Raw genomic sequence first — 12,378 nt, forward strand, 5'->3', positions numbered from 1 at the left:
TGGTGACGCGGGCATCCGCGTCGTGATTTGCAAATCCGTGTCGTTGCTTCGCGCATGTCGCGTGCGGGCAATCTCGCGCGTCAGCGTTTCAGTTCGGCGACGAAGTCGTAGTAGTCGTCGCGGCAATACGATTCGGTCACTTCGATCGCGCGCTGGTCGGCACCGTAGCCGATGCGCGTGATCACGAGCAGCGCCGCGCCCGGCTTCACCGCCATCCATTTCGCGATCTCGCGCGTCGCGTTCACCGCGCGAAAGTGCTGCAGTGCGCGCACGACGACCATGCCGCGCGCTTCGAGGTATTCGTACAGCGACGCGCCGAGCGCCTGCGGATCGGGCACCACCGCGGCCGGCAGCGTCGAATGCTCGACGGCCATCACGATGCCGTCCGCGCGGCGCAGCCGTTCGAGCCGAGCAACCGTCGCGCCCGGCGCGAGGCCGAGATGCACGATCTCGTCGCGGCTCGCGGCGCGCAGCCTGCGCGACAGCCACACCGAATCGGGCATGAAGCCGCGCTGCTGCATCTTCGCGGTGAAGCCGACGAGACGCGACAGCGGATCGGCGACGCGCGGCGTGATGAAGCTGCCCGCACCGCGCGCCCGCGTGATCAGCCCCTGTTCGACCAGCAGCGCGAGTGCGCGGCGGGCCGTGATCCGCGATACGCCGACCGACACCGACAGCAGCCGCTCCGACGGCAGCGCCTCGCCGGCCCGCCACGCGCCGCCGTGAATCGCGCTCGCCAGGTTGCGGGCGAGCTGCAGGTAGAGCGGCGTGTCGCTGAGGGGATCGGGCGCCAGTTCGGACCAGCCGGTTTCCATGTGCCTCCGGGTGTCGGACGACAGCCTCGGGCCGTCGAAAGTGAACGCATTATATAACCACCATAATACCAGTCAACGAACTGGTATTAGCGGCGTGAAAATCGCCGAAAGCCTTGCCGCGCAAGCGTTTTAGTGCCGGGAAAGCCTTTGTTTACAACGCTATACGGGATAGGGATTTACCCGATGTGGTATGCAAGGGGACAGTTCCAGCGCCCGGTTCAGCCAGGTTTCGGGTGCGAATATGAGACCGGGATAGAACCAGTTGAGCCGACTGGTATGCATCGTGGGGCGAAGCGCCGCGCAGGCCGGCGGCACGCGTCGGGGGAGTCAGTGGAATTCGCGGCTCGACGTGCGCAGGCCGCCGAGCAGCGGCGTCAGATCCTCGAAATGCTGCGCGACGAGGTGCCTCACGTCGCTCACGACCTGCCACACGCCGGACGCTGCGAGCAGCCGCGAATCGAGGGTTTCGCGGCGCTGCCGCGCGAGCAGTTCGGGCCGGACGATCACGTTCACGCAACCCGTTTCGTCCTCGAGCGTCATGAACATCACGCCTTTCGCGGTGCCTGGCATCTGCCGCGCGGTCACGAGCCCGCACGCGCGTGCGAGCCGGCCGTCGGGGCGGTCGCGCAGTTCGGCCGCGGACGACAGCCGCTGCGCGCGCAGCGCGGGCCGCAGCAGCGCGACCGGATGGCGGTTCAGCGTGAGGCCGGTGGTGTGATAGTCGGCGAGGATGTCGTCGGCCTCCGACGGCGCGCCGAGCACGGGCTTCTCCGCTTCGTCGATCGGCGCGGCGGCGAGCAGGTCGCGCTCCGGCGCCGCGGCGACGGCCTGCCACAGTGCATCGCGGCGATGGCCGGCGAGCGTCGCGAGCGCGTTCGCGGCGGCGAGCGCTTCGAGGTCGCGGCGTTCGAGCTGCGCGCGACGCGCAAGGGTGTCGACGTTCTCGAACGGACCCGCCGCGCGTGCGGCTTCGATGCGGCGCGCGGTGGCTTCGCCGAGGCCGCGCACGAGCGACAGGCCGAGCCGCACGGCAGGCTGGCCGTGCGGCGGCGGCGGCTGGCCGGGCAGCGCTTCGAGCGATGCTTCCCAGTCGCTTTGCGTGACATCGACCGGCAGGACCTGCACGCCGTGGCGCTTCGCGTCCTGCACGAGTTGCGACGGCGGGTAGAAACCCATTGGCTGGCTGTTCAGCAATGCGGCGAGAAAGATCGCCGGTTCGTGGCATTTGAGCCAGCTACTGGCGTAGGCGAGCTTCGCGAAGCTCGCCGCGTGGCTTTCGGGGAAACCGTAATCGCCGAAGCCCTTGATCTGCTCGAAGATCTGTTCGGCGAATTCGGGCGGATAGTCGCGCTCGCGCATCCCGTCGACGATCTTGCGGTGATATTGCTCCAGATTGCCCTTGCGCTTCCACGCGGCCATCGCGCGACGCAACTGGTCGGCTTCGCCGGGCGTGAAGCCGGCCGCGATCATCGCGACCTGCATCACCTGCTCCTGGAAGATCGGCACACCCTGCGTGCGTTCGAGCGCGGGCTTCAGATCTTCCTTCGGGTAACTGACCTTTTCGATGCCCTGCCGCCGCTTCAGATAGGGATGCACCGCTCCGCCCTGAATCGGCCCCGGCCGCACGATCGCCACCTCGATCACCAGATCGTAATAATTGCGCGGCCGCAGGCGCGGCAGCATCGACATCTGCGCGCGCGATTCGATCTGGAACACGCCGACCGTGTCGGCGCGGCAGATCATGTCGTAGGTCGCTTCATCATCCTGCGGAATGTGTTTCAGCGTGAATGGCTCGCCGCCCGGCTCCGGCGGCCCGCGCCACGCGGTGCGCATGTCGAATGCGCGATGCAGCGCCGACAGCATGCCGAGTGCCAGCACGTCGACCTTCATCAGTCCGAGCGCCTCGAGATCGTCTTTATCCCACTGGATCACGCGCCGCCCGTCCATCGCCGCGTTCTCGACCGGCACGAGCCGCGTGAGCTTGCCGCGGCTGATCACGAAGCCGCCGGAGTGCTGCGACAGGTGGCGCGGGAAATTGAGCAATCGCCCCGCCAGTTCGGCCCATGCGCGAATCAGCGGCGTTTCGGGATCGAGCCCGGTCGTCGCGAACTTCTGCAGCAGATCGCGGCTGCCGTCGAACCAGCGGTGCCCTTTCGCAACGCGATCGACCAGCATCGGATCGACGCCGAGCGCCTTGCCGGTTTCGCGCAGCACGCCGCGCGGGCGATACGTCGATACGGCGGCGGCGAGCGCGGCGCGATCGTGTCCGTATTTTTCGTAGATATGCTGGATCACTTCTTCCCGACGCTGATGCTCGAAGTCGACGTCGATGTCGGGCGGCTCGCCGCGTTCCTCGCTGATGAAACGCTCGAACAGCATCGTGCTCTGATCGGGATTCACTTCGGTGATGCCGAGGCAGTAACAGACGACCGAGTTCGCGGCCGAGCCCCGGCCCTGGCACAGGATGTTCTGGCTGCGCGCGTATTTGACGATGTCGTAGACGGTCAGGAAGAACGGTTCGTAGTTCAGCTTCGCGATCAGGTCGAGTTCATACCGGATCTGCTTCGCCACTTTCTCCGGAATACCCTGCGGATAGCGCCCGGCCGCCCCTGCCCTGGTTTCCTGCTCCAGATAGCTCGTCGGCGTGAGCCCCTTCGGCACGATCTCGTCGGGATACTCGTAGCGCAGCGAATCGAGTTCGAAATGACACGCATCGAGAATCGCGCACGTCTGCGCGATCTCGTCCGGCGAGAACAGTTCTGCGATTCGCTGTCGCCTGCGCAGATGCTGCTCCGCGTTCGGCGCGAGCGCATAGCCGCATTCCGAGACCGGCATCCCGATCCGGATCGCCGTCATCACGTCCTGCAGCGGCTTGCATGACCGCCGGTGCATCGTCACGTCGCCAAGCGCAACGATGCGCACCCCACGCCGCGCGCCGGCCGCACGAATCTCCTCGCGTTGCGCACCGTCCAGCGCGCGCTGCAACTGCACGAGCCCCAGCCGCGCACGCTCGCCGAATGTCGCGCGAAACCATGCGACCTGCGCATCGAGTACGTCCGCACGCACCGGATACGCGGGCACGAGAATCGCGAAGCAGTCGGGCATTCCGCGCAAGTGCGCAAACGCCTCGGGCGGCACCGACAGCATCCTCGACGTCAGTCGATACGTGCCCTTCGGCGATGCCATCCGCCGCCACGAAATCAGCTCGGACAGGTTGCCGTAACCCTCGCGGTTCTGCGCGAGCAGCACGAGTCCGAACGCGCCGGGGCCCGGATCGTGGCCAGGTGCGACTTCATCCGGTGTGACTTCGAAATACGAACCGATGACGAGCGGCAGCCCTTTCGCCTTCGCCTCGACATGCATGCGCGGCGCGCCTGCGAGCGAGCATTCGTCGGTGATCGCGATCCCGCGATAACCGAGCTCGAACGCACGCTCGACCAGTTCCTCCGCATGCGACGCGCCATGCAGGAACGAAAAGTTCGAGCGGCAGAACAACTCCGCGTAGTCGGGAAGAAACTGGTATTGCGCAGCCATCACCGCTCACCCGAACAGGCCGTGCAGAAACCAGTGCGGAGCCGACCGACTGCTCGTCCGCTCCCTGAATACCCAGTAGCACGCCCCCTCTTCGCCCTGCGCAACGTAGTAATCGCGCGCGGCCAATTGACCATCGAACCACCCGGCCTCGATCCGTTCCGCCGACGACATCATCCTGAGCGGCGTATGAAATACCGGCCGCTCCCCGCGCATCAGCAACGGCAGCGGCTCGGCCAGCAGCCACGCGGGACGCGGCGGCACGGCCGGCGGACCAGCGGCCGGCTTGCCGGCCTGCGCATCGAGCGGCAGCCAGCGGTTCGCGGCTTCGGGCCGGTGATCGGCGACGGGCGCCGCGCGCAGCACGTTCTCCGCGCCGAGCCGCGCGACCAGCAACTCGAACAGCCGCGCGCGCGTCTCGCGCGTGCCGCCCGGCTCGGGAAACAGATCGTCGGCCGGCGGCGCGACCGATTCGACGCGCGTGGCCTTCAGGCGCACCGCGATCACCGCGGCCGGCAACTCGACGCGCGCGAGCCGCTCGCCGAGCAGCCGCATGAAGTGCGCCTCGTCGCGTACGGGCGCGGCGAACGCGAGTTCGAGCGGCGTCGGCGGCACGGCCTGGCGGCCGCGCTCGTGCTCGAGATCGAATGTCATCGCGGCCAGCGACAGTTGCCGCGCGGCCAGCCAGCCGCAGAGCTGCACGACGAGCCGCCGCGCGGCGAACAGCACGGCTTCCGCGTATTCGACGCGCTCCGGCAATTCGAGCCGCACGTCGAACACGGGCGGCACCGCCATCCACGCAAGCGGCTCGACCGCTTCGCCGTATGCACGATCGAGCGCGGCCAGCAGCGCGGGACCGCAGCGGCGCTGCAGCCCCGCGCGCGGCAGGCGGCGCAGATCGGCGAGCGTGCGGCAACCGAGGCCGTCGAACCAGCCCGCATACGGGCGCGCATCGGGCAGCAGCACACAGGGCAGCCCGTCGAGCGAGCGGACGAGCGACGCGTGGCCGGCGACGCGGCGCCGGATGCGCGCGCGCGCCGACGTGCGCGCGAGCAGCCACGCGCCGCGCCCGGTCGGCGCGGCGGACAGGCGCGCCGCATAACCGAGCGCCGCGAGCGTCGCGCGCACCTGGCGGCACAGCGACGGCAGGCCGCCGAACAGGCGCAGGCTCGGGCCGACGTCGACGATCAGCGTGGCTTCGTCGTCGAGCGCGACGCACGGCGAGAAGCGCAGCAACGCGAGCGCGACCGCGCGCTGCGCATCGGCCTCGCGCGCGGGATCGCGTTCGACGAGCTGCGTCTCGGGCGCGAGCGTCAGCACGCCGCCGCGCTTCATGCCCGCGCGCACGCCTTGCCGGCGCGCGGCCGCATCGGCGATCAGCACGACGCCCTGCTCGAGCACCGCGCAGCCGGCACCGCCGGCCGCTGCGTCAGACGGCTGCGGGGCGCACACGTCGAGCGGCAGGCGCGGCAGATGGATGCCGAGCAAGACGCGCATAACGACTCTCCACGATGGGCGACGGCAGGTCGAGCACGAGCGGCTCGCCGCGCGCGGGCCCGCGACGCTTGACGATATCGAGCGACACGCCGCCCGGCACGGGATGCAGCGCGACGCGCAGCACAGCCGGCGACGGCTGCCGCGCGGCCGACAGCGGGCGCAGCATCACGAACAGCGTGTCGCCCGTGCGCGCGGCCGCGAGATGCAGGCGCCGCAGCGCATCGGGCCGCGCGTCCTGCCAGAGCAGCAGCGCGCCGCAACAGCCGGTCCTGAGCGCCTGCTCGGCGGCCCACAATGCATCCGTGCGGCTGCCGGCGCGCAGCCACAGCAGCGCGTCGGCCGGCACGCCGAGACTGGCGAGCGCGGTCGCATGCGGCGATTGCGGCGGCGCGACGAGCGCGAGCGGACGCCGGGCGCTGACGGTGCGTGCGAGCGCGGGCGCGAGCAGCCGCATCTCGCCGCAGCCCGGCTGTGCGGCCAGCAGTTCGACGAGCCCGCCGACCGGCCAGCCGCCGCCCGGCAGCTCGGCCGACAGCGGCGCGAAGCCGGTATCGATCGTGCGCGGGCCGCCGCGCGCAAGCTGCGAGCCGCGCCAGAGCGTTATTCCCCCCGAGCCGGAATGCATACTTGCGTCGAGCAACGTATCGATGGACCGAGCCCGTTCGTCAGCGGGCCGGATCTGGCTGGGATGGAGAAGAACGGTAGTCACGATCGATCGCTCACCAATACTGTATATATATACAGTATTCTAGCTGAAAATCTCCAAAGCGCGAGAGAGGCGACGATAGGAATTCAGGGCGATATCCAGAGCGTCCTGGCTCGCCGAGCGTGCGCGCTCGGGCAGATCTGACGTCAATAGTCAGCTCTAAGCCACGGGCGCGCCGATGAAGGTCGCACGGCGCTGCCGCCACGCCAATATCACTTGGCAGTCGTGCCGTCTACCCACGTATAGCCGAGATTCGTAATGCCGGTGATCAGGCTCTGGAAGTCCTGGTAGGCCGGCAATCCAAGATCGGGTTCAAGCCAGTACGGATGGAAGAAGAAGGACGCGAAACCGTCCCGCACCGCCAAACCGTATTGAGCATTGGTGACGAGCTGCTGCCATGGATACGAGATACACGAGAACGGGTCGGTATTGCAGATGTTGTACTGGATACTGCCCAGGTTCTCCGGGATGATCCGCTGCCCGTAGTAATCGGCGTTGATGATGTACGGAAAGAACTGCCCGGCCGAAAAATCCTGGTTGGCTGCCCCCGTTCCGAGTTGCGGATTGGTCGCGGTGTAGTAGACGGCCCGCTGGAACGTCGTCGGGAACGTGAGGGCAGTGGCCGCCGCCGCATTCGGCGACATCTGGTACTGCGGCGCGGCCCAGCCGACGACCTTGTAGCCGTTGGCCGTGAACTCGAGTATGCCCTCGGCCATCCTGCCTTCCGCCCATTGAACGGAGTCCTCATCGACGGGACGGTTCTGGACCGCATACCAGAACTCATAGTCGCTGCCGCTGACCGCGGTGAGAAGATTCGGCGTCGAATCGTACTGATGCGTAAGGCCGTGCATCACGATCGAGCCGCCGTGCGCTATCGCGTAGTTCAGCGAACTCTTGAGACCCGTTGCCTGCGCAAGATGGATCGTCTCCGGGACGCCGCCGGTGTAATAGCCGTTCGGATCCGTATACACGGGAATGGTGGCCATCGTGAACGGAATCTGCTTCGAATACAGGTAATTCGTCAGCGTTGTCATCGAACTCGTCGTCGTATACGCGTCGAGGTCCTCCAGACGGACGAGCGCACGGTGATTCACCGGTGCATTGGTCTGCAGGATGTCGTGCAGGATGTCGCATATCACCAGGTATCGATCCGTCGGACCGATGAAGGAAAATGGCACATCCGCGAAATACCAGAGCTTGCCCGAGCGCATGACGTATGGCGTGGTTGCCCCACTCTTGCTGTTCTTGATGGTGACGAGTGCTTGCGCCTTGGTGGCATCGACGATCTGGGTCAACCCGACATCCGGGTCCGCGTTGATGGCGCCGGTTGACGCGTTATACGCGTAGTACTTGACCATCGGCAGATTCTTGTACGTGACCGTGTCGTAGAAGCCGGGATTCGGATTGCTTGACGAAGGCGGCGCGTTCAACCCGGCAATGCCGAGAAAGCTGAACCCGAAGGTCTGGTTGAAGGTATAGGCCGTGTTCCATGCCAGTTGCCACAAGTTGTATTTGAACCAGACCACGGTCTTCGTGGCGGTCATCACATCGCTCATGAACGCCGTCGGAATCGGATTGTTGTAGTAGTCGCCGATGTAGAAAGTGACGTCGTGGTTCGCGACCATTCCGGCCGTGTAGTTCTGTATCGGAACCAGATCGACCGTCGCGTTGAAATGGCCAAGCAGGTTCCTCAACATGATGCTGTATATCAGGCCGAGCTTCGAATACGGGTCGTTGGCCGGATTGTCGTACAGCACGAGCGTACGTGCCGTGGTGACCTGCGCGTGCGCCGTGCTCGGCAACGTCATTTGCGCGAGTCCGGCAAGCAGGGCGATGACAAGCAGGATCTTTTTCATGGCCGTTTCTCTCTAGTCGCGTTGCACGTTGCCACCGGCTTTCTTGACGGACTTCAAGTTGAACTTGGGGCGCCCCGTCTCCTTGTATGCCTTCTCCCATTCCTCGTCGGACATACCTGGCTTCACCTTGACCCGGGCGGAACCGTTGGGTAACGGAGGCGGCTTGATCTTTACGGCAGACGAATTGCCCTTCTCCTGCGCATTCGTATCCTGAACAGCGACGGCGAAGGCGAGCGCGGAGATTAATGTGACGAGTGATCCAACAGTGCTCAATCCGTTCCGAAAATATCGATTGCGATGAGAAAGCATGATTTTCATCCTTCGACATGCGAAATAGTTTCCACTCGTTATGGAAACGAGCACGATGATGTGCCAGTCATAATCGGGGCGTTATGTCGTTATTTGTTGCGTGCTTGATACCGGATAAAAATCCGGAATCGGATAGTTTTGCTTTCAAGCTAGAACCGTACCATCGGTCGCAAATGGGCACGGGATCAGGGCGCCGAAATCGGCACGCCATGGCAATCCAAAATTGTTTGGAAAAAACGTTTCAGGTGTGCAACGTATCCGCTGTCGCTGCCGTCATCCATCGCGCGTGCGTGTAGCGTGAGCGCGGCCCATGTGCGATCACCGAACACGCGCGCAATCCATTCGACCTGGGGCTCGAGCTCTGCGCGTTGGCCGGGAAGTCTGGCGACAGGATCGCGATGCAATCGGGCAGGCCACGCAGGCGCTAAGGGGGCTTTCGGATGCTCGTGATCGAGCTGCGCTAGGCATGCGTGCCGAGCGAAACCAATTCGCAGAGGTTGCCGTAACCGTCGCGGCTCATCGCAAGCGCGGCGAATGCGATCCTCGTAACCATCCGGCCCGCTGCGACGCACACGCGCCGAATCACCCGGCCGGATCGGCACTCAAACCGGCACGATGCAGCACCGCGCACCGCGCCGGGCCCGCCTGCCGCGCGTCAGCCCAACAACAACGCGTCGTCGTCGAGCTGCTCGTGCCGCACCTTCTCGAACATCTGCAGCAGGTCCGGCACGTCGAGCCCCTTGCGCGCGTCGCCCGACACGTCGAGCACGACCTGCCCCTGGTGCAGCATCACCGTGCGGTCGCCGTAGTCGAGCGCCTGCCGCATGCTGTGCGTGACCATCATCGTCGTCAGCCGGCTCTCGGCGACGATGCGCGCGGTCAGTTCCAGCACGAACGCGGCCGTCTTCGGGTCGAGTGCGGCCGTGTGCTCGTCGAGCAGCAGGATCCGCGACGGCCGCAGCGACGCCATCAGCAGGCTCACGGCCTGCCGCTGGCCGCCCGACAGCAGCCCGATCCGGTCGGTCAGCCGGTTCTCGAGACCGAGGTTCAGCAGCCGCAGCTTGTCGCGGAACAGCTCGCGCGACGGACGGTCGAGCGCGGCCCGGAAGCCGCGCCGCACGCCGCGCGCCGTCGCGAGCGCCATGTTCTCCTCGATCGTCAGCGCCTCGCAGGTGCCGGCCATCGGATCCTGGAACACGCGCGCGACGAGGTGCGCGCGGTCCCACGCGGGCTGGCGCGTGACGTCCGCGCCGTCGATCGAGATGCGCCCCGCATCGACTCGCTGGTCGCCGCTGACCGCATTGAGGAAGGTCGACTTGCCGGCGCCGTTCGAGCCGATCACCGCGACGAACTGGCCGTCGGGAATCTCGAGCGACAGCCCGCGCAGCGCGCGCGTCTCGATCGGCGTGCCGGGATTGAACGTGAGTGTCAGGTCTTGTGCGGACAACATGTCATGCCCCTCCGTTCTTGCGCGCGAACAGCTTCTTGCGCGTCGCCGGCAGCACCAGCGCGATCGTGACGAGCGCGGCCGTCACGAGGTTCAGGTCCTGCGCCTTCAGGCCGATGAATTCGCTGTTCAGCGCGAGCGCGATGAAGAAGCGGTAGACGATCGCGCCGAGCACGACGGCGAGCGTCGTCAGCACCAGCCGGCGCGCGGGCAGCAGCGTCTCGCCGATGATCACCGCGGCCAGCCCGATCACGATCGTGCCGATCCCCATCGAGATGTCCGCGCCGCCCTGCGTCTGCGCGAACAAGGCGCCTGCGAGCGCGACGAGCGCGTTCGACAGCGCCATCCCGGCAAGCGTCGCGCGGCCGGTCGCAATGCCCTGGGCACGCGCCATCCGCGGGTTCGCGCCGGTCGCGCGCATCGCGAGGCCGAGCTGCGACGAGAAGAACCAGTCGAGGCCGAGCTTCGCGACCACGACGACGATCGCGAGCAGCGCCGGACGCAGCACGTAGTCGGGCATCCAGTCGGGCTGCAGCACGGTGAACAGCGTCGGCTCGGTGATCAGCGGCACGTTCGGCCGGCCCATGATCCGCAGATTCACCGAATACAGCGCGATCATCATCAGGATGCTGGCGAGCAGATCCATGATCTTCAGGCGCACGTTGAGCCAGCCCGTGATGAAGCCGGCCGCCGCGCCCGCGACGATTGCGAGCACCGTCGCGGAGAACGGGTCGTGGCCGGCCGAGATCAGCGTCGCGGCGACGGCGCCGCCGAGCGGAAAACTGCCGTCGACGGTGAGATCGGGGAAGTTGAGGATGCGAAACGAGATCAGCACCCCGAGGGCGACGAGACTGAAGATCAGGCCGATCTCCAGCGCGCCCAGAAACGAGAACAGAGACATGATGGGGAAATCCTGTTGCTTCCCGGCCGGACGTGTACGGCCGGGGCGAAGCGAACGGGCGGCCCCGGGTGGGAGCCGCCCGTCCGGCGGTGTCGTTCGGGCCCGGATCGGGCCCGCAAGCGCGGCGGTCGGCCGGCCGCGGCTTACTTGATGACCGTCTTCGCGTCCTTCAAGAGATCCGGCGACAGCGTGACGCCCTGCTTCGCGGCCGCGCCCGTGTTCGCGAACAGCTCGAGGTTGCTGCTCGTCTCCGACGCGATCGCGCCCGGCTTCTCGCCCTTCAGGATGCGCGCGACGACCTTGCCCGTCTGGCGGCCGAGGTCGCCGTAGTTGATGCCGAGCGCCGCGAGGCCGCCGCGCTTCACGCTGTCGGTGTCGCCGGCGACGAGCGGGATCTTCGCTTCGTTCGCGACCTTCACGAGCGCTTCGTACGCGGACACGACGTTGTTGTCGGTGTTCGTGTAGATCACGTCGACCTTGCCGATCAGGCTCTTCGCGGCCGGGCCGATGTCGACGGTACGCGGTGCGGCCGCTTCCTTCAGCGTCATCCCCTGCTTCGCGAGGATCTCCTTGAGCGCCTTCACGACGACGACCGAATTCGCCTCGCCCGGGTTGTAGACCATGCCGACCGTCTTCGCATTCGGCACGACGCGCTTGATCAGCGCGACCTGGCGATCGAGCGGCAGCTTGTCGGACACGCCCGTCACGTTGGTGCCCGACGGGCCCCAGCCCTTCACGAGCTGCGCGGCGACCGGATCGGTCACGCCCGAATAGACGACCGGCACGCTCTTCGTCGCCGCGACGACCGACTGCGCGGCCGGCGTCGCGATCGCGACGATCACGTCGGGCTTGTCGCCGACGAACTTGCGCGCGATCTGCGCGGCCGTGCCCGTGTTGCCCTGCGCGCTCTGGTATTCCCACTTGAGCTTGTCGTCGCCGTAGCCTTCCGCCTTCAGTTCGGCGCGCACGCCGTCGCGGATCGCGTCGAGCGCCGGATGGTCGACGATCGACAGCACCTTGACGGTCTGCGCGTGCGCGGCGCCTGCCAGCGCGAATGCGGCCACGCCGGCCGCGATCGAACGGATCGCGAAAGTCTTGAATCGCTTCATGAGTGAGTCTCCCCCGTATTGTGTCGGTTCTGGATGATGGATTCCCGCCGCCGTCAGGCGGGCGCCGCCGCGCGTAAAACTCGGCGGCGGCCGGCCCGCGCGCACCCCGGGAAGGCGCGCGGCGGCGAACGCACGAGGATACCATTTCCGCAGACCACCGCCTGACTCCGCGCTTTCGCCCGGCGCGCCGGATTGCGCTGCCCGCCG

General features: G+C 66.7%; 9 protein-coding genes and 1 pseudogene. All 10 read right to left on the reverse strand.

Annotation, left to right across the window (positions count from 1 at the left end; genetic code table 11):
• Window positions 1-80: 80 nt before the first annotated feature.
• Window positions 81-815 carry a GntR family transcriptional regulator gene (locus AC3WLY_RS33125; RefSeq protein WP_175963632.1) on the reverse strand — a complete coding sequence of 245 codons (735 nt, stop codon included), beginning with the start codon at window positions 813-815 and terminating at the stop codon, window positions 81-83.
• 327 nt (window positions 816-1,142) lie between these two features.
• Entirely contained in the window at window positions 1,143-4,349 is a 3,207-nt protein-coding gene (locus AC3WLY_RS33130; protein ID WP_492309245.1) for an error-prone DNA polymerase, read from the reverse strand.
• Between the two features lie 6 nt (window positions 4,350-4,355).
• A complete protein-coding gene (locus tag AC3WLY_RS33135) occupies window positions 4,356-5,843 on the reverse strand; it encodes a Y-family DNA polymerase (RefSeq protein WP_492309244.1) in 1,488 nt (495 codons plus the stop codon).
• Complete coding sequence (gene imuA, locus AC3WLY_RS33140) at window positions 5,776-6,468, reverse strand: translesion DNA synthesis-associated protein ImuA (protein ID WP_110281348.1); 693 nt, start codon at window positions 6,466-6,468, stop codon at window positions 5,776-5,778. The genes AC3WLY_RS33135 and imuA overlap by 68 nt, the downstream gene beginning before the upstream one ends.
• Before the next feature lie 293 nt (window positions 6,469-6,761).
• Window positions 6,762-8,405: a DUF2334 domain-containing protein gene (locus AC3WLY_RS33145; protein WP_492309243.1), complete on the reverse strand. Its 1,644-nt coding sequence runs from the start codon at window positions 8,403-8,405 to the stop codon at window positions 6,762-6,764.
• 12 nt (window positions 8,406-8,417) lie between these two features.
• Complete coding sequence (locus AC3WLY_RS33150; RefSeq protein WP_310135253.1) at window positions 8,418-8,714, reverse strand: hypothetical protein; 297 nt, start codon at window positions 8,712-8,714, stop codon at window positions 8,418-8,420.
• Window positions 8,715-8,905: 191 nt separating this feature from the next.
• Window positions 8,906-9,255, reverse strand: a pseudogene (locus AC3WLY_RS33155) (error-prone DNA polymerase); the annotation flags it as partial.
• Window positions 9,256-9,369: 114 nt separating this feature from the next.
• The gene (locus AC3WLY_RS33160; protein ID WP_425133090.1) at window positions 9,370-10,164 is read right to left on the reverse strand and encodes an ABC transporter ATP-binding protein; all 795 of its coding nucleotides are present in this window, start codon (window positions 10,162-10,164) and stop codon (window positions 9,370-9,372) included.
• A 1-nt stretch (window position 10,165) separates the two neighbouring features.
• Window positions 10,166-11,062, reverse strand: coding sequence for an ABC transporter permease subunit (locus AC3WLY_RS33165; protein ID WP_310135257.1), 897 nt, complete (start codon window positions 11,060-11,062; stop codon window positions 10,166-10,168).
• Between the two features lie 143 nt (window positions 11,063-11,205).
• On the reverse strand, window positions 11,206-12,171 hold the full coding sequence (locus tag AC3WLY_RS33170; protein WP_492309241.1) for an ABC transporter substrate-binding protein: 966 nt from the start codon (window positions 12,169-12,171) through the stop codon (window positions 11,206-11,208).
• Window positions 12,172-12,378 lie beyond the last annotated feature (207 nt).

The sequence above is a fragment of the Burkholderia sp. FW306-1C-G01B genome (genome assembly GCF_058781685.1).

Bases quoted from the DNA above. Each gene is read 5' to 3' on its own strand.
- AC3WLY_RS33125 (WP_175963632.1), bottom strand. From the start codon at position 815: ATGGAAACCGGCTGGTCCGAACTGGCGCCCGATCCCCTCAGCGACACG.
- AC3WLY_RS33130 (WP_492309245.1), bottom strand. From the start codon at position 4,349: ATGGCTGCGCAATACCAGTTTCTTCCCGACTACGCGGAGTTGTTCTGC.
- AC3WLY_RS33135 (WP_492309244.1), bottom strand. From the start codon at position 5,843: ATGCGCGTCTTGCTCGGCATCCATCTGCCGCGCCTGCCGCTCGACGTG.
- imuA (WP_110281348.1), bottom strand. From the start codon at position 6,468: ATGCATTCCGGCTCGGGGGGAATAACGCTCTGGCGCGGCTCGCAGCTT.
- AC3WLY_RS33145 (WP_492309243.1), bottom strand. From the start codon at position 8,405: ATGAAAAAGATCCTGCTTGTCATCGCCCTGCTTGCCGGACTCGCGCAA.
- AC3WLY_RS33150 (WP_310135253.1), bottom strand. From the start codon at position 8,714: ATGCTTTCTCATCGCAATCGATATTTTCGGAACGGATTGAGCACTGTT.
- AC3WLY_RS33160 (WP_425133090.1), bottom strand. From the start codon at position 10,164: ATGTTGTCCGCACAAGACCTGACACTCACGTTCAATCCCGGCACGCCG.
- AC3WLY_RS33165 (WP_310135257.1), bottom strand. From the start codon at position 11,062: ATGTCTCTGTTCTCGTTTCTGGGCGCGCTGGAGATCGGCCTGATCTTC.
- AC3WLY_RS33170 (WP_492309241.1), bottom strand. From the start codon at position 12,171: ATGAAGCGATTCAAGACTTTCGCGATCCGTTCGATCGCGGCCGGCGTG.